Origin of the sequence: Pararhizobium sp. IMCC3301, assembly GCF_030758315.1 — a bacterium.
Lineage (GTDB): Bacteria > Pseudomonadota > Alphaproteobacteria > Rhizobiales.
Window position 1 is genome coordinate 1,201,300 of record NZ_CP132336.1, and the last position, 16,539, is coordinate 1,217,838.

The following is a 16,539-nucleotide window of genomic DNA, read 5'->3' on the forward strand; positions in this document are numbered from 1 at the left end:
CGGAGGAATCACTTTCCGAACCAGCCAATGCAAACACCTGTAAACCATGGATATTCAGTCTATATCACGGTCACATCGGCTTGGTCGGATACTCAGCCTGCCGCACTTATATCCGGTACTGGACGCGGCTTGCCGTCTTCATCGATGGCGACAAAGGTAAAGGTCGCATCCGTCACCTTGTGACGCTCGCCGGTGAGGAAGCGTTTGGCAAAAGCCTCGACGTGAATTTTCATCGAGCTGCGCCCGACCTGCTCAATCTCGCAATAGACGCACAACACGTCCCCCACCCTGACCGGCTGAATGAAGGTCATGCTTTCCACCGCTACGGTCACCACCCGGCCCATTGCGCGTTCCACACCGGCAATGCCGCCAGCCTGATCCATTCGCGACATCACCCAGCCGCCAAAAATATCGCCATTGGCATTGGTATCGGCTGGCATTGCCATGGTGCGCACGGTCAGCGTGCCGCGCGGCTCGGCGGAAATCTCGGTCATGCAGCGCCTTTCAGGCTCGAAGTGACATCAGCTCAGATGCAGCACCACCCGTCTTTGATGCGGACGGGTACGGTGTTCAAACAGATAGATGCCCTGCCATGTACCCAATGCCAAGCGGCTTTTCATCACCGGCACACTCAGATGCGTCTGCGTCAATGCGGTTTTGATATGCGCCGGCATGTCATCTGGTCCCTCGGCAGTGTGGATCATCCAGCGCATTGAGGCGGCATCCCCGTCCGGGACCAGCCGGGCGAAGAAGTTCTGCAGATCAACTTGAACATCCGGATCGGCATTTTCCTGAACCGTCAGCGAGCACGATGTGTGCTGGCAGAACAATGTTAACAGGCCGCTCGCAACGCCAGCTTCCCGCACAAAAGCCTCCGCAGCAGCAGTAAACTCATAAAGGCCGGGCCCGTCGGTCGGCAGGATCAGAATGGTCTGGGTCAGAATAGTCTGGGTCATATGATCGCCGGTTGTGATTTTACATCACCATAGCCGGGCTTCTCGGACGTGAAAACAAAACACAACCAAATGGCCTTCAGCCGTACCACTTCCCGGACCCTGCCACCTGCTTTGCCGCCCCGACTTCTCTTGGGGTCCCCCTACCTCTCTTGAATCATTGAATCAGGTCCTCAGTATTCATCAGTAAACCTCTCTGCAGACTCACCATTTTGACCCATCGGCAAACCAGAGACCATCCTGGCAGAGGTAATTTGGCGGCACGCTTGCCCACCTGCCCCTTGCAACTTGGCTACGCGTGCTTATTCCTGTGGCATGGTATCTTCCGGTCATCCCATCCTCTATTCCTTCCGCCGCTGTCCCTATGCGATGCGGGCGCGGCTGGCGCTCGCCTCCGCAGGCTTCACCGTTGAACTGCGCGAGATTGTGCTGCGCGACAAGGCCGCAGACTTTGTCACGGCCTCACCCAAGGCAACCGTGCCGGTGCTGGTACTGCCTGATGGCACGGTGATTGAGGAAAGTCTCGACATCATGCTGCATGTGCTGGGTCAGCACGACCCGGAACATTTGTTGCGACCCCCGCATGCCACGCAGGAGGATATGCTGGCGCTCATTGCCGAGTTTGACGGACCGTTCAAGACCGCGCTCGACCGCTACAAATATGCCAATCGGTATGACGATGCTGATCCGCTCAACCAGCGCGATAAGGCAGCAATGTTTCTGCACCGGCTGGATGATCTGCTGGCACCACAGGTCGGGTTTTTCTATGGCAGCCGGCCATCGCTTGCGGATTTTGCCATCCTGCCATTCATCCGGCAATTTGCCAATGTCGACAGAGCCTGGTTCGATGCCGGACCCTGGCTTCACCTGCTCAGCGCGTTGAACCAGTTTACCTCTTCTGCCCGGTTTGCCGCGATTATGGGGAAATACCAAAAATGGCAGCCCGCTGACCCGCCACTCTGGTTCGCAGTCCGTGCCGTCCCAAACGCCCATATCCAAGCCGAAAACGAATGATGGCCGCAGACCGTCTTGGGAACCGGTCTGCGGCCATCGTTTTGTCAGTCAGCTACCGATCTTCCGGCTTGCGCCGCCGATCAGGGCTGCTCAGGTTTGCTTCGCGATCAGTACAGTTCGATCTGTGCCAGTCCGACGGCAACATTTATGCCGGTTGAACCGGACACGCTGACCGGCTGCAGGGCAAATGACTCAGAGGAGCCACCCACCAGTACATTGGCGCCCAGACCCACGGCAAATGCCGCCGATGCGGTCGCACCGGTATAGGTTCCGGCAAGAGCGCGCGGCGCATATACGTCGTCTTCAGCCGCCACAACGGTCCACAGAATGACCGATTCACCGGTAATGCCGATATCGATGCCGTATTTGTTGATGGTACCGGTATAGATTTCTTCCGGCAAACTATCATTGGCAGGATTGAATGTGCAGATCAGATCTTTGGATGATCCGAAAATGAAGCCGACACCGCCTTCAACTTCACAGGTCAACTGACCCAGTTGAACGCCGTGTTCATCGGCCAGCGCGGAGGGAATATAGCTTGATGCAGCCAACAGGGCGGCAGTGGTCGTCGAGAGGATCGCTTTTTTGAGTGTCATGATATGTCCTTTCAAGAGGGATTGGTCGCCGCAGTCAGGGAGTGAACGCTGCAGTGCGAAAAACGTTCCCGGCTGAGGGAGCATTGCGATCTTGGCTGGTGAGGCGTTTCTTGCGGCTCGCCACGGCACTTGGCATGCAGCAGCAAACATTGAATCAGACTATCAAGCAGGCCAGTCAAGTTAATGTAATAGTTGGATTTTTTTAAGATCAGGTCGTTACTGCGGCCTCTGATGACCCGTCCTGATTGCCGGTCTTGCGGGCCATCCATGATTTCGAACCAACAGGTTGTGCGCCGCACTGGGCAGCTTCTACACAATTCGTGAAGGCGATGGATTTGGTCAAAATATTGCAGCGCCAAGCAGCAATCCGGCCATCAAATCCGGGGAACGCCTTGTCCGGACGCCCCGTTTTTCACGGCTTCGCGGGAAAGAAGAACCGCTCTAACTGTCCAGAAAACTGCGCAGTTTACGCGAGCGGCTTGGATGTTTCAGCTTGCGCAAAGCTTTTGCTTCGATCTGGCGGATACGTTCGCGGGTGACGCTGAACTGCTGGCCGACTTCCTCCAGAGTGTGGTCAGTGTTCATACCGATACCGAAACGCATACGCAGCACACGTTCTTCACGCGGTGTCAGTGAGGCCAGCACACGTGTGGTGGTTTCCCGCAGATTGGACTGGATCGCCGCATCAATTGGCAGGATCGCGTTCTTGTCCTCGATGAAATCACCCAGATGGCTGTCTTCCTCATCACCGATCGGTGTTTCCAGAGAAATCGGCTCTTTGGCGATTTTCAGAACCTTGCGCACTTTTTCCAGCGGCATCTGCAGCTTGTCAGCCAATTCTTCCGGGGTCGGCTCGCGGCCGATTTCGTGCAGCATCTGGCGTGATGTGCGGACAATCTTGTTGATCGTTTCGATCATATGTACCGGAATACGAATGGTGCGGGCCTGATCGGCAATCGACCGTGTAATCGCCTGTCGAATCCACCATGTCGCATAAGTCGAGAATTTATAACCGCGGCGGTATTCAAATTTATCCACCGCCTTCATCAAGCCGATATTGCCTTCCTGAATAAGGTCGAGAAATTGCAGGCCGCGATTGGTGTATTTCTTGGCAATCGAAATCACCAGGCGCAGATTGGCTTCCACCATTTCCTTCTTGGCAAGAGCAGCTTCCCGCTCGCCCTTCTGCACACCGGATACGATGCGGCGATATTCCCCGATATCGAGGCCGGTAACCGTCGCCAATTCCTGAATTTCTTCGCGAAGGCGGCCGATGGTTTGCTCTTCCTTTTCGGCGAAGGCGTGCCAGTGCTTGCTCTTCAGGCCGGAAATATGCTCGACCCATTTCGGATCCAGTTCGCGGCCCTGATATTCAGACAGAAATTCATCGCGCTTCACCCGATAACTGACCGCCAGGCGCATCAGCCGGCCTTCCCGCGAAATCAACTGCTTGTTGATATCGTAGAGTTGTTCGACCAGGCTCTCGATCCGGTTATTGTTGAGTGCCAGCGATTTAACATCTTCAATCACCGAATGGGTCAGTTCACCATAGGCTTGCTCTTCCTTGTCGGAGAGTGCCTTGTTTTTCAGTTGCAGCTCCACCGATTTGTCGTGCAGCTTGCGCATTTCCTGATAGGTGGTGGCAATCTTGTCGAACATTTCGACAACTTGCGGCTTCAGTTCTGCTTCCATGGCAGCGAGTGACAGATTGCCCTCGTCTTCCTCGTCATCATCCTCTTCGGCGGCCCGGTCTTCTGCCTCTTTGGCTGCAGCGGCCTTGCGCTCTTCCTCAGCCTTGCGTTCTTCGGGAGTTTTGGCGCTGTGATCTTCCTGCAATTTCTTTGCATCCGGGCCCGCATAGGTGGCTTCCAGATCGATAATATCGCGCAGCAGAATATTGCCTTCGGCCAGTTCATCGCGCCAGATGATAATCGCCTGGAATGTCAACGGGCTTTCGCACAGGCCAGAAATCATCGCCTCGCGGCCGGCCTCAATGCGTTTGGCAATGGCAATTTCGCCCTCGCGGGACAACAGTTCGACCGAACCCATTTCGCGCAGATACATGCGCACCGGATCATCGGTGCGGTCGGTCGGTTCTTTGGCGGTGGTGGCTTTGGCAACCGATTTATTGCTGTTTTCCACCTGAGCCAGATCGCCGCCTTCACTCTCTTCGGCTTCGTCGACCTCTTCCTGCTCAACCACATTGATGCCCATATCAGACAGCATCGACATAGTGTCTTCGATCTGCTCGGAAGTCACTTCGGCAGACGGCAGAACAGCGTTGAGCTCTTCATAGGTCACATAGCCGCGTTTCTTCGCCAGCTTGATCATCTTTTTGACGGCGGCGTCGTTCAGATCCAGCAATGGACCATCGCTGCCTTCACCGCCCGCTGGCGGCGGTGTGGTTTTTTTAGGCGCGGTTTCTGCTGTTTTTCCTGCCAAGGACATGCAAACTCTCCAAACGAAACGCCGGGTCGGCTGAGGCCCGGACCCGGCTGCTCGGTTATATATTGAATGAAGCGGATCAATTATGAGCCACAGCAGCGAAAAAAACGCGCGCCTGCGACAAGCTTATGATGACACCACTTCGAAAATCATTAACTCACGTATTACCGGTCCTGGCACTTCGAAACCTTTCAGCAGACTTCGTCATCCCGTTGCGGCCGGAAATTCCCCTATTCTACAATTGAAAGACGGGAGCTTGGCCAACCGGTGGCCAATTCCGCCTTCATATCCCAGTCATAGATTTTGGATATTAATCGCCGATTAACCCTAAAATCCTTTGTCGGCTTTACCGACATGTTTGAGACACTTCTGCAGCGTCCTAACAAGATAGGCACAAAGCCAGCATTTTGAAGCCTTGCACAACAAATATGTCGCGTTTCGTGGCCCGGCTCCGCATTTTTCAGCCATTATGTCGCGGGTCAGACGGTAACTGCAGCGAATCACGTCAGGATTCAAGGAGAATCATTATTTTGCGATTCGCATCAAATCTCAGGTGATTCGGTCAAATTAAGCCCTTTATGTCATCGCTGCGCCGCTACCCTTGCCGCAATCGCCTCCACAACTTCAAAATCTGCATCAAGTGTCAGCGTCTGCTTTGCGCGCGCAAGTGCGGTTTTTGAGTGCGCCCGGGCGATGTCGGTCAAGCTTCTGTTTTCCAGATGTGTCAGACCAACAAAAGCCTTTTGCAGCCGCACGCCGACTTCCACATTACCGGCCCCATCACGGGCGATGGATGTAAAGGCATCGGTGAACAATTCTTCCAGCGCGAGCTCCGGCACATAGACATTGTCAAATTTGATTTCCGGGCGTTCCTCATCGCTCAAAGGTGATATCCAGCCGGCGAACAGGCGCACAATTGTACCGATGATGGCGATTGCAGTACCCGGATCATTGACCCCGGGCGACAGCGCACGCGCGGCAATTTCCGACAGCACGATCAGGCCAAACCTTGGATCCTCGTCGAATGAGCGCTGATCTGCAATCAGGAACGCATGGGATATCTTGTTACACACTTCTTCCGTCAGCTCATCGCTTTCGCCGTTCAGAAAGGCCACCGGTTTGCCAGGGCTGGTGAATGCGCCTGGCAGGCAGAAAACGGTGATTCTGGCGTCAACAGCTTCGGCAATTCCCTGCAATGATTCCATATCTATGTGCTGAACGTATCCGATATCGCTGGCATAAATCGGAGTTCCCTCTGTTCCCGGCTCATGCGCCGTGCGGCCGCCAAGCGTCGGGTTCAACCGCCGTCTCTGCAACGCCTCCCTTGCGGCAGTTTCAACCGTTTCAATCGTCGTTCCCATCCGGCCCAGCCGGGCAATGCTGTCGACCCATCGCACAAAGGTCAGGATGACGGCAGCAAATATCAGCAGGGTCAGCAGGAATAAGACGAAACGGCCGGATTTGCCGTAATAACCGGTGCGAAGCGCGATAGTGGCAACGATGCTGAAGATGAAAGCTCCGACAAAAACCGACAGAGCCACCTGCGACATGTCGTCTGCAACCACCAGGGTGAAGGCACGCGGTGTCGCCGAACCGCTGGCGGAGGCATAGGCCGAAATCATCGACGCAACCGCGAAAGTGGCAACGGCCAGCATGGTGCTGGAAATGATCGACAGCAAGGTCGAGACCGTGTCCGTGGTAATTTCCGGAATATAGGACGCCATTTCGGTGAAATCAGCCGCATGGGCGACAAGAGCGCCCAGAACCGCCAGCAGGCAATAGCCCAGCGGCTTGACCCAGAGCCGTTCGCGCAGACGGCGGACCAGAAATTCAAGTCGGCTGCTTAACAATGAAATACTCCCGCACTGCAGTTCTGTTGCAAAACCTAGAGTACATTCAATGAATGTCGAGTCGTTTGATACCGCAGATCAGCTCATCGGCAGGCGACCGACCCGGCACAACGCGGCACAATGGATATATCCGGATATCAGGACCGGTCTGCATCTGGTACCGCCGGGCGGAATAGAGATACCTTAATACTGGCAGCTATGGACGGCGAGTTCTGGCTGACCACCACAGAGCTTGATACCGGAGCTACGGCCATCATCCCGGAACTTGAAATCCGGCCGGGCCAGTTTATCACCGCGAAAATGTAACCGGGACGCCGCATCTGCCGCCAGCCGCATCTGCCGCCAGCCGCATCTGCCACCAATTGACGCCTTCCCGGCTTCCATCGCATGGTCGTGGCACAACCAGTTGGAGCCGGTAAATGCGCAGCACCAGAACCATTCATATTATCTCCTGCCATGCCGAAGGCGAAGTCGGCGACGTCATTGTCGGCGGTGTGGCTCCGCCGCCCGGCGAGACTTTATGGCAGCAGCGCAGCTTTCTGGAGCGCGATCAGTCCTTGCGCAATTTCGTCCTCAACGAGCCGCGCGGCGGCGTATTCCGCCATGTCAATCTGCTGGTGCCGCCCAAACACCCGGAAGCCGATGCCGCTTTCATCATCATGGAACCGGAAGCTTCGCCGCCCATGTCCGGCTCCAATTCGATTTGCGTCGCCACGGTGCTGCTCGACAGCGGCATTCTGCCGATGCGCGAGCCGGTCACACATCTCACGCTGGAAGCGCCCGGCGGGCTGGTGCGCGTTGAGGCCCATTGCAAAGACGGCAAGGCCGAGCGCATCTGCGTGCAGAATGTTCCCTCCTTCGCTCAGCTGCTGGATGCTGCGCTGCCGGTCGAGGGCCTCGGCACCCTCACCGTTGACACCGCCTATGGCGGCGACAGTTTCGTCATGGTCGATGCCGCTGCCCTCGGCTTTGAGATTGTCGCCGGTGAGGCCAGAGAAATTGCCCGCACCGGCATTCGCATACTGGATGCCGCCAACGCCCGGCTGACCTTCAGCCATCCGGAAAACCCCGACTGGACTTCGTTTTCCTTCTGCCTGTTTGCCGGCCCCTTGCGCCGCACGGATACCGGCTTTGCCGCCCGCTCCGCTGTCTCCATCGCCCCCGGCAAGATCGACCGCTCACCCACCGGCACCGCCGTGTCAGCGCGCATGGCGGTGCTGCATGCCCGTGGCGAGATGCAGCAGGGCCAGACTTTTGAGGCCCGCTCGATTCTCAACTCCCGCTTTGACGGGCGCATCGTCGGCCTCACCGAAATCGGCCCCCACGCCGCGATCATCCCGCAGATCACCGGCCGCGCCTGGATCACCGGCACCCACCAGCACATGCTCGACCCGGACGACCCCTGGCCCCAGGGCTACCGGCTCAACGATACCTGGGGCGTGGGCTGATCCGCCCGCGGAAAAAGTTGTGCTCTCCCGATGACTCCCCTCGCCCGGCGATCTGTCACAATGCCGCCAAGCGTTTCAGGCACGCCGTCGTAGTGCCACTCAATTTTCGAAACAATTCGCCTTTTCAAAAACCCCCATTGCATAAAAGTGCAAACTATGTGAATATTCACAGACTATGACCCTTTAACAGTCTTGGCTGATATGCGCGGTGCCGATTTTCAGGTTTCAAAACTGCCGATGTTCCATCTCAATTTGCTGGAACGGCAACACCGGCTGAATTCTTCCCGCGTGCTGCGCCGTCATGGCATTGATCATCGCATCTGGCGCGTTCTGGTGATGCTTCAGGAACAGGGGCCGCAATCGGTCCATGATTTGGCCGCCTATGGCGGGTTTGACCGCTCGACACTGAGCAAGATTGTTGACACAACCGAGGAACGCGGCTTTGTTGCCCGCAGGGTTGACCGGGCTGACCGCCGCCGCTCCGCCGTCAGCCTGACACCCGCCGGCAGAGACATGATCGCGCTGGCGGCACCGGATATTATGAGCTTGTTTGACGCTTATTTTTCAGAGTTTTCGCCCAACGAAGTCGAGCAGCTGATGCAGATGATCGTCAAACTGAAAACGGCCGTGCAAACCCACGGTCTGGAACTGGAACGGGGCCAATTCAGGGAGAACGCGTAACGGCAGATGGCCCTAACCAGCCGGTTACGCATGTGGAGGAAACTTATGCGTCTTACAATCAGAACACTGCTTCTGGCAGGCCTGCTCAGCAGCCTTGCCGGCGTTGCCAACGCCCAAACCCGGCTGCTGGTCAATTGCTTCTGGGCACCGCAACATTATGTCTGCCAGTCGGTCCTGCCCAAATGGATTGAAGAAGTCAAACAAGTCACCGAGGGCCGGGTCACCGGCATCATCCCGCCCAAATCGGTCGCCGCCCCGCCCGAACAGCTCAACTCTGTTGAAAAAGGCATTACCGATGTTGCGGTTCAGTTCAACGGCCTCATTCAGGGCCGTGTCACTGGCCCGCTGGTGGCCATGAACCCGTTCATCGCCACAACGGATGCGCCCGCCATGTCGGAAGCCCTTTGGGAAACCCGCAACAAATTCTTCCCCGATGAAATGGACTCCGTGCATTTGCTGTCGCTCTGGGTCATCACCCCGGCGGAATTGTTCAGCCAGACCGATACGCCGCTGAATTCCATGGAAGATCTGGTCTCGCGCAAGATCTGGGCCCTGCCCGGCGCACTGGCCGCTACCATGAAGAAAATCGGCGCCGGCGTTGTCTCCGGTCCGGCAGTGCAGGCCAATGAAATCATCTCCCGCGGTGTGGTCGATGCTCATATCGGCCTCAGCCCGACAGCGGTGCGCGATTTCCGCGTCATCCCCTATACCAAATCCATGACCCGCTTCAAGGATTCCATTTATTCGACCAGCTTCTCGCTGATCATCAACAAGGATAAATGGAACGAGATTTCCGAAGCGGACCGCGAAGCCATCACCAATATCAGCGGCGTCAAATTTGCCCGCATGGCAGCGCAGCACTGGGTCGATGCCGACAAGACGGCATTGGAAGAGTTCAAGGAAGCCGGCATTGAAACCGTCGATGCCGATCCGGCCTTTGAAGCGGCTTTGCACGAAGCTTCAGCCTTCGTCGCGGAAAACTGGATTGCCAAGGCCAATGAGGCCGGCATCGATGGTCAGGGTGCCTATGACTATTATGTCAAACGGGTCAAGGAACTGTCTCAGTGAACCAACAGCCGGTTTCCGGTGTGAAAAAACTGGCAGCAGGGGCGCTTGCGCTCCTGCTGCCGGCAATGAATTTCATCGCCGCCGCTCTGCTGTTCATCATGATGATGCTGACCTTCTTCGACGTGGTTGGCCGCTATGTGTTCAGCGCGCCCATTTTTGGCGCGGCGGAAATGATCCAATTTCTTCTGGCCATGTCGATCTTTGCCGGCCTGGGCCTTGTCAATGCCTATGATGAGCACATTTCCGTAGAACTGTTTGACGGTCCGCTGCAGGCTTGGCTGCCCAGATTTAGGCCTTTCATCATCCAGCTATTCTCGCTGATCGGCATGTCGGTGATCGCCTGGCAGCTGGCCGTATTCGCTGGCGAAGCGGCCCAGAACAACCGCATAACCGTCGTTCTGGAATGGCCGCTGGCCTATCTTGCCGCCATCATTGCCGGCCTGTCCGCCCTCAGTCTTATCGCCCAGGTTCTGGGTCTGATCGAGCGGCCCCGTCATGGGCCGGGCGAAGACATCGCAGGTGATCTATGACAACAGCTCTGATCGGCTTTGCCATATTGCTGGCTTTGTGTTTCTTTGGCTTCCGCGTCGGCTATGCCACGCTGCTTGTCGGCCTGGTCGGCTTTGCCACACAACGCGGCTGGACCGCTGCCTTCGCCATGACCGGGCAACAGGTCATCGAAGACGCCATGAGCTACAATCTCAGCGTCATTCCCCTGTTCATTCTCATGGGTGTTTTCATCTACCGCGCTGAAATCAGCCGCGATCTGTATGATGCCGCCTATGCCGGACTTGGCCGCTTCCGCGGCGGCCTCGCGCTGTCGACAGTGGCCGCCTGCGCCGGCTTTTCCGCCGTCTGCGGCTCGTCTCTGGCGACCGCCGCCACCATGACAAAAGTCGCCATGCCGCCGATGCGCAAATATGGCTATTCCGATTCGCTGGCCTCCGGCACCATTGCCGCCGGCGGCACCCTTGGCATCATGATTCCGCCCTCCGTGCCGCTGGTGATTTACGCAGTGGTGGCCGAGCAGGATATCGGCGAATTGTTCATTGCCGGTGTTCTTCCGGGCATTCTGCTGGTCTCGCTGTTCATGGGTGCCGTTGCCATTACGGTGCGCTACAATCCCGACGCCGGGCCGGCAGGCGAGCCTCTGTCAGAACAGGACAAAAAGCGCGCCTTCAAGGCGGTCTGGCCGATTATCGGCCTGTTTGTGCTGGTGCTGGGTGGCATCTATGGGCGCATCTTCACACCGACGGAAGCCTCCGGCATCGGTGCATTCGGTGCAGCGGTCATTGCTGTCATGCGCGGCCATCTGCGCACGCCGAGGGAATGGATCGACGTGCTCGGCGAGGCGGCCAAAACCACGGCCTCGCTGTTCATCGTCATTTTCGGCGCGCTTGTCTTTGCCCAATTCATCAATCTGTCGGGCATGCCTTATGATATCGTGTTTTTCGTCGAGGAACTGGACCTCTCGCCACTCGGTCTTGTGATCGCGGTCGCGATCATTGCCGTGTTCATGGGCATGGTGTTTGAGTCCATCGGTATTCTGCTGCTGCTGGTGCCGGTCTTTTTGCCCACTTTGGTGCAGTCCGGCGTCGATATGGTGTGGTTCGGCATTGTCGTGGTTCTGGTCACCGAGCTTGGCCTCATTACCCCGCCCATTGGCATGAATGTCTTTGTCGTCAAATCGGTGATGCCGGATATCCGCCTCGGCGATATCTTCCGCGGCGTCACTCCCTTCATTTTTGCCGATGTGCTGGCCCTTATACTGGTGCTGCTGATACCGGCAATTGCCACAATCCTGCCCAGTCTTATGCGATGATGGCTGATGCGTTAGCGGCTGATGCAATAAATCCGGGTCCAATGTTTCAGGTACAAAGTAATGGCTAAAGTCAAAAACATCCTTTTCATCATGGCGGACCAGTTGCGCTGGGACTATCTGTCCTGCGCTGGCCATCCCAATTTGCACACCCCCAATATCGACCGCCTTGCCGCAAAAGGTGTGCGCTTCGACCGCGCCTATGTGCAATCGCCGGTCTGCGGCCCCTCGCGTGCCTCCACCTATACCGGCCGCACCACTTTCAGCCACGGCTCGACCTGGAACCGGGTACCGCTGCCGATCGGCGAATGGACCATGAGCGATTATCTGTCACCGGCCGGCCTGCGCACTGCCGTTGTCGGCAAAACCCACATGACGCCGGACAAGGACGGAATGGAGCGCTTTGGCCTGACGCCCGACACCGAACTCGGCATGATTGTCTCGGAACCCGGTTTTGAGCCTTATGAGCGCGATGACGGCCTGCATCCGGATGCCGGGCTGCGCGCGCGCGGCGGCAAGCTGGCCTATAATGACTGGCTGCGTGAAAAGGGTTATGACGGTGAAAACCCCTGGCACACCTGGGCCAATTCCGCCGAGGGCCCGGACGGAGAAATTCTCAGCGGCTGGCATTTGCGCAATTCACATCTGCCCGCTCGCGTAGCCGAGCCGCATTCAGAAACCGCCTACATGACTGACCGGGCGATCGACTTCATCACCGAAACCGGCGATCAGCCCTGGTGCCTGCATCTGTCCTACATCAAGCCGCATTGGCCCTATATCGCCCCAGCGCCCTATCATGCGATGTATGATCACAACCAGTTCCTGCCGGTGCACCGCTCGGAACGCGAGCGCGACAACGCCCATCCGGTACTGGATGCCTTCGTGAAGATGGATGTTTCGGAAACCTTCTCCAGGCGCGAGGTCCGCGAACGGGTAATGGCCGGTTATATGGGCCTCGTCAAACAGATCGATGATCATCTTGGCCGCCTCTTCGACCATCTTGAGGAAACCGGCCGCATGGACGACACCATGATTGTCTTCACCTCCGACCACGGCGATTATCTTGGCGATCACTGGATGGGTGAAAAGGAATTGTTTCATGAAGCCAGCGTGCGCGTGCCGCTGATCATTTACGACCCCAGTGAAGCGGCTGACAGCACCCGCGGCGAGGTTGAAACACGTCTCGTGGAGGCGATTGATCTGTTGCCCACCTTCATGGACACGTTGGGCATGAAGGTGGCGGATCACCGGCTTGAAGGCCGTTCGCTGCTACCGCTGCTGCATGGCGAAAACCCGGGCGATTGGCGCGAAGCCGTATTCAGCGAAATTGATTATGCGTTCTACTCAGCACGGGAAACTCTGAACCTGCCGGCCAGCAAGGCAAGAGCCTACATGATGCGCACCGAGCGCTGGAAATACATTTATTACAAAGGCTTCCCGCCGCAATTATTCGACCTTCAGACGGACCCGGATGAATTTGATGATCTTGGCACATCACCGGACCATGCCGAAATTCGGGCCACAATGCAGACCCTGCTGCTGGAACGCCTTACGGACCGCAAGAACCGGGTCACGATGACGGACGAACAGGTTTTGCAAACCCGCGCCGGCGAAGGCTCATCGGGTATCATGATCGGGGTCTGGTAACACCTGCTGCTTGCAAATGGGGTTCTTGGCCAACGTGCGGGCGAGGCAGGCAATTCAGCGTTCCGTGCTCGGCGGCCATTCCGCGATCTCCTGGTCGATTCGACCGAACTGGCAGGAAATTCCGGCCTGATCGGCATTACAACCATGGTGTTTGATCAGCCAATGGAGGCGCGTTAGAGCCTTATTGCCCGGACAAGGCTCCAAACCCTTCAATCAGCGCATGAATATGCTCGTTGCTTTCAAGATCATGCTGAATTTCGACAAGTCTGGCAAAATTGGCTTCGGTCGCATCGTCATTGAGCGCCCGCTCTGCGGCGCGCAGCTCATCGCGCAGCACAGCCCCCTTTTCATGCAGCGCCAGTGCCTGCCTCCAGCCCTCCTCTGCATCCATCGGATCGGCCTGCTCACGGGTCTGCCACAGCCCGACAGAGGCCAGCGTATGTTCCAGACGCCGCACCAGCGTTTCATGGCCGCGCCGTATCAGTGCATCCTTGATGGCGCTCGCAGTTTGCTCCGGATCCTCTGCCAGAATACCGATCAGCGCCTGATGCAGCCGGTTCAACTCGCCCTGGTTGAATTGCAGCGCCGAGAAGGCCTCATCGTGGCGGTCCAGCAGCACCGGATGGTTGATCATTGTCATCAGCAGCACCGCATTGCGTGGCGAGATCGCGGTGGCACCGCCGCCAGCGGCGAAACTGGAGACCAGCGGGCTCTGGGACAGGCTGCGACTGACGGAAAAAGCTGCATGACGGCCACCAGCCCGGCCTTTCCCGGCCTTGCCGGAAAAGCCGCCGGATCGCTTTGACGACGATTTTCCCCCGGACTGGCCGAAAAACGCCTGAAGCCGTTCGCGGAACTCTTGTTCATAATGGCGGCGAATGGTGTCGTTGGTCATGATCCGCGTCAGGCTGCGCATCCGGTTTTCCAGTTCGGCCCGGCGCTCCGGCGTATCAAACACAGCGCCTTCAGTCTCACGCGACCACACCATATCGCTCAGTGGCCTGGCGTTTCGGATGAACCGGTCCATCGCATCGCGTCCGGCGCTGCGCAACAGATCGTCCGGGTCCTGCCCGTCAGGCAGCAGCGCAAAGCGCACCGTCTTGCCGGGTTTCAGATGAGTCAACGCCAGATCTGCAGCACGGCCAGCTGCCTTGAAGCCGGCGCTGTCGCCGTCAAAGCACAGCACAGGACTGTCATTCATCCGCCACAGCAGTTGCAATTGTTCTTCCGTCAGCGCCGTACCCATCGGAGCCACCGACCCGTCCAGCCCATGGGCCGCGCAGGCAATGACATCCATATAGCCTTCCACCACCAGTAACTGCGCACCATGATGCACCGGCTCCCGGGCGCGATGATGATTATACAGAAGGTAGCTTTTGGAAAACAGCGGGGTTTCCGGCGAGTTGAGGTATTTGGCCGGCACATCTGCCGAAAGCGCGCGTCCGCCAAAGGCAATGATACGCCCCCTGGCGTCGGCAATGGGAAACATCACCCGGTTGCGAAACCGGTCATAGGAAACCGCGATATCCGGCCCGGCAATCAACAGCCCGGCCTCGACCATATCATCCTGGGAAACGCCTTTGGCCGTGAGATGTTGTTTCAGTGCGTTACGGCTGTCCGGCGCATGGCCGATGCCGAACTCCTGCTGGATGGCCAGCGACAGGCCCCGGTCACGCAAATACCGCCGCGCATCCGCGCCATCAGCGCTTTGCAATGCCTGCTGAAAAAATCCGCTGGCCAATTCCATGATCTCGTAAAGCGAACTGCGCCGTTCGGCGCGCTTTTCCGCTTCCGGATTGCGTTCCGGCAGTGCCAGCCCGGCTTCTCCAGCCAGCCGTTCCACAGCTTCAGGAAAGGAAACGCCTTCGGTTTCGCTCAAAAAGCGAAACACATCACCCGACTGGCCACATCCGAAACAATGATACCGGCCGCGGCGGTCATCGGCATGAAAGCTGGGAGATTTTTCGTTGTGAAACGGACAGCAGGCCCAGTAATCGCCCTTGGATGGCTGCGATTTCTTGCGGTCCCACGTCACCCGCCTGCCCACCACATCTGAAATATTCAGGCGGGCGCGGATGTCATCGAGAAATCTGTCATCAAAACGCATGAGCTCTGTTCAGGTTCAATAGGACATGGCTGCGGAAGAACACGGCTGCGGAAGAACACGGTTGCGGAAGGACATGTCTGCGGAAGAACACGGCTACCGAAAAATATCAGGCAGCATAACCCGGCACTTGGCAAAAATCTCCATGGTCAGGACACAATTGAAAAATTGTGCTCAGACCATGGCAACTGTCTGTGGAAAACCCGGCCGTGTTGCGGCTTACCGCAACAGCTCTTTCACTACGCCACTGGCTTGGCAGAAATCCATCTGTCCCGGATAGCGCTTTTTCAGCGTATTGATACACTTGCCCATGTCGCGCAGGCTGTTGGCACCAATATCGGATACGACATCCTTGACCGCCTTGCGCACTTCGTCATCCGGCAACTGGGCAGGCAGGAAGGTTCGGATGATTTCCATCTCCTTGCGCTCCTGCTCGGCCAGATCAAGCCGTCCGGCGTTCTCGTATTGACGCGAGGAATCCTCACGCTGCTTGATCATTTTACCCAGCAGATTCAGCACTTCTTCGTCGCTGACCTTGTCTTTACCAGTTCCGCGCAACGCAATGTCACGATCTTTAATGGCAGCGTTGATAAGCCGCAGGGTACACACCTGCTTTTTATCCTGCGCCTTCACAGCTTCATTCAAAGCTTCAGCAATTTGTTCGCGCATGTAGATCTATGACCCTTTTTTGCACTCAATATCACAACGGCGCTGTCGGTCCTGCCAACTGATTCTTTGTTTCAAGAACCTGCCGGGACGACCTCTATACCAGTTTTTGCCAGAATTTGAAGCAACCCTGACGTTCATCATGTCCTTTATGTGTAGTTTTTGTGACGGTTTGACAAGGCTCAGCCTATGCGATCTGTGCAGGACAGGCTTGAAATTCCGCTAAAGACGTGCGATCCGGGCGTAAT

The 16,539-nt window shown here is 57.0% G+C and carries 15 protein-coding genes; 8 read left to right on the top strand and 7 right to left on the bottom strand.

The window, feature by feature from the left end:
• Positions 1-92: 92 nt before the first annotated feature.
• Entirely contained in the window at positions 93-494 is a 402-nt protein-coding gene (locus tag RAL88_RS05760; RefSeq protein WP_306267903.1) for an acyl-CoA thioesterase, read from the bottom strand.
• Positions 495-521: 27 nt separating this feature from the next.
• Positions 522-941, bottom strand: coding sequence for a secondary thiamine-phosphate synthase enzyme YjbQ (locus RAL88_RS05765; RefSeq protein ID WP_306269592.1), 420 nt, complete (start codon positions 939-941; stop codon positions 522-524).
• Between the two features lie 300 nt (positions 942-1,241).
• Here RAL88_RS05765 and RAL88_RS05770 point away from each other — a divergent pair, with 300 nt between their 5' ends.
• Positions 1,242-1,967 carry a glutathione S-transferase gene (locus RAL88_RS05770; protein WP_306267904.1) on the top strand — a complete coding sequence of 242 codons (726 nt, stop codon included), beginning with the start codon at positions 1,242-1,244 and terminating at the stop codon, positions 1,965-1,967.
• Between the two features lie 107 nt (positions 1,968-2,074).
• On the opposite strand, the gene RAL88_RS05775 is transcribed toward RAL88_RS05770, so the two are convergent.
• The 3 genes from RAL88_RS05775 to RAL88_RS05785 all read right to left on the bottom strand — a co-directional run bounded on the left by RAL88_RS05775 (position 2,075) and on the right by RAL88_RS05785 (position 6,858).
• Positions 2,075-2,563: a DUF992 domain-containing protein gene (locus RAL88_RS05775; RefSeq protein WP_306267906.1), complete on the bottom strand. Its 489-nt coding sequence runs from the start codon at positions 2,561-2,563 to the stop codon at positions 2,075-2,077.
• 441 nt (positions 2,564-3,004) lie between these two features.
• Positions 3,005-5,011, bottom strand: coding sequence for an RNA polymerase sigma factor RpoD (gene rpoD, locus RAL88_RS05780; RefSeq protein WP_306267907.1), 2,007 nt, complete (start codon positions 5,009-5,011; stop codon positions 3,005-3,007).
• 578 nt (positions 5,012-5,589) lie between these two features.
• A complete protein-coding gene (locus RAL88_RS05785; protein ID WP_306267909.1) occupies positions 5,590-6,858 on the bottom strand; it encodes a DUF2254 domain-containing protein in 1,269 nt (422 codons plus the stop codon).
• Positions 6,859-6,978: 120 nt separating this feature from the next.
• Between RAL88_RS05785 and RAL88_RS05790 the strand changes: the two genes are divergently transcribed.
• The 7 genes from RAL88_RS05790 (at position 6,979) to RAL88_RS05820 (ending at position 13,521) form a co-directional block, all read left to right on the top strand.
• Positions 6,979-7,164: a hypothetical protein gene (locus tag RAL88_RS05790; RefSeq protein WP_306267911.1), complete on the top strand. Its 186-nt coding sequence runs from the start codon at positions 6,979-6,981 to the stop codon at positions 7,162-7,164.
• A 113-nt stretch (positions 7,165-7,277) separates the two neighbouring features.
• A complete protein-coding gene (locus RAL88_RS05795; protein ID WP_306267913.1) occupies positions 7,278-8,306 on the top strand; it encodes a proline racemase family protein in 1,029 nt (342 codons plus the stop codon).
• A 201-nt stretch (positions 8,307-8,507) separates the two neighbouring features.
• Positions 8,508-8,987 (top strand): MarR family winged helix-turn-helix transcriptional regulator, encoded by a 480-nt coding sequence (locus tag RAL88_RS05800; protein ID WP_306267914.1) that lies wholly within the window; start codon positions 8,508-8,510, stop codon positions 8,985-8,987.
• Positions 8,988-9,032: 45 nt separating this feature from the next.
• Positions 9,033-10,055, top strand: a complete 1,023-nt coding sequence (dctP, locus tag RAL88_RS05805) for a TRAP transporter substrate-binding protein DctP (protein WP_306267916.1) — start codon at positions 9,033-9,035, stop codon at positions 10,053-10,055.
• Positions 10,052-10,585, top strand: a complete 534-nt coding sequence (locus tag RAL88_RS05810) for a TRAP transporter small permease (RefSeq protein WP_306267918.1) — start codon at positions 10,052-10,054, stop codon at positions 10,583-10,585. Before dctP ends, RAL88_RS05810 begins: the two co-directional genes overlap by 4 nt.
• Complete coding sequence (locus tag RAL88_RS05815) at positions 10,582-11,877, top strand: TRAP transporter large permease (RefSeq protein WP_306267920.1); 1,296 nt, start codon at positions 10,582-10,584, stop codon at positions 11,875-11,877. Before RAL88_RS05810 ends, RAL88_RS05815 begins: the two co-directional genes overlap by 4 nt.
• 60 nt (positions 11,878-11,937) lie before the next feature.
• Positions 11,938-13,521 carry an alkaline phosphatase family protein gene (locus RAL88_RS05820; RefSeq protein ID WP_306267922.1) on the top strand — a complete coding sequence of 528 codons (1,584 nt, stop codon included), beginning with the start codon at positions 11,938-11,940 and terminating at the stop codon, positions 13,519-13,521.
• Between the two features lie 181 nt (positions 13,522-13,702).
• Here the strand turns inward: RAL88_RS05820 and dnaG are convergent, their stop codons facing one another.
• Positions 13,703-15,628 carry a DNA primase gene (gene dnaG / locus RAL88_RS05825; protein WP_306267924.1) on the bottom strand — a complete coding sequence of 642 codons (1,926 nt, stop codon included), beginning with the start codon at positions 15,626-15,628 and terminating at the stop codon, positions 13,703-13,705.
• Positions 15,629-15,844: 216 nt separating this feature from the next.
• Positions 15,845-16,294 carry a GatB/YqeY domain-containing protein gene (locus tag RAL88_RS05830; RefSeq protein ID WP_306267925.1) on the bottom strand — a complete coding sequence of 150 codons (450 nt, stop codon included), beginning with the start codon at positions 16,292-16,294 and terminating at the stop codon, positions 15,845-15,847.
• Between the last annotated feature and the right edge of the window lie 245 nt (positions 16,295-16,539).

Coding starts and splice junctions, on each gene's coding strand:
- RAL88_RS05790 (WP_306267911.1), top strand. CDS start 6,979: ATGGATATATCCGGATATCAGGACCGGTCTGCATCTGGTACCGCCGGG.
- RAL88_RS05760 (WP_306267903.1), bottom strand. CDS start 494: ATGACCGAGATTTCCGCCGAGCCGCGCGGCACGCTGACCGTGCGCACC.
- rpoD (WP_306267907.1), bottom strand. CDS start 5,011: ATGTCCTTGGCAGGAAAAACAGCAGAAACCGCGCCTAAAAAAACCACA.
- RAL88_RS05775 (WP_306267906.1), bottom strand. CDS start 2,563: ATGACACTCAAAAAAGCGATCCTCTCGACGACCACTGCCGCCCTGTTG.
- RAL88_RS05820 (WP_306267922.1), top strand. CDS start 11,938: ATGGCTAAAGTCAAAAACATCCTTTTCATCATGGCGGACCAGTTGCGC.
- RAL88_RS05830 (WP_306267925.1), bottom strand. CDS start 16,294: ATGCGCGAACAAATTGCTGAAGCTTTGAATGAAGCTGTGAAGGCGCAG.
- dctP (WP_306267916.1), top strand. CDS start 9,033: ATGCGTCTTACAATCAGAACACTGCTTCTGGCAGGCCTGCTCAGCAGC.
- RAL88_RS05800 (WP_306267914.1), top strand. CDS start 8,508: ATGCGCGGTGCCGATTTTCAGGTTTCAAAACTGCCGATGTTCCATCTC.
- dnaG (WP_306267924.1), bottom strand. CDS start 15,628: ATGCGTTTTGATGACAGATTTCTCGATGACATCCGCGCCCGCCTGAAT.
- RAL88_RS05795 (WP_306267913.1), top strand. CDS start 7,278: ATGCGCAGCACCAGAACCATTCATATTATCTCCTGCCATGCCGAAGGC.
- RAL88_RS05815 (WP_306267920.1), top strand. CDS start 10,582: ATGACAACAGCTCTGATCGGCTTTGCCATATTGCTGGCTTTGTGTTTC.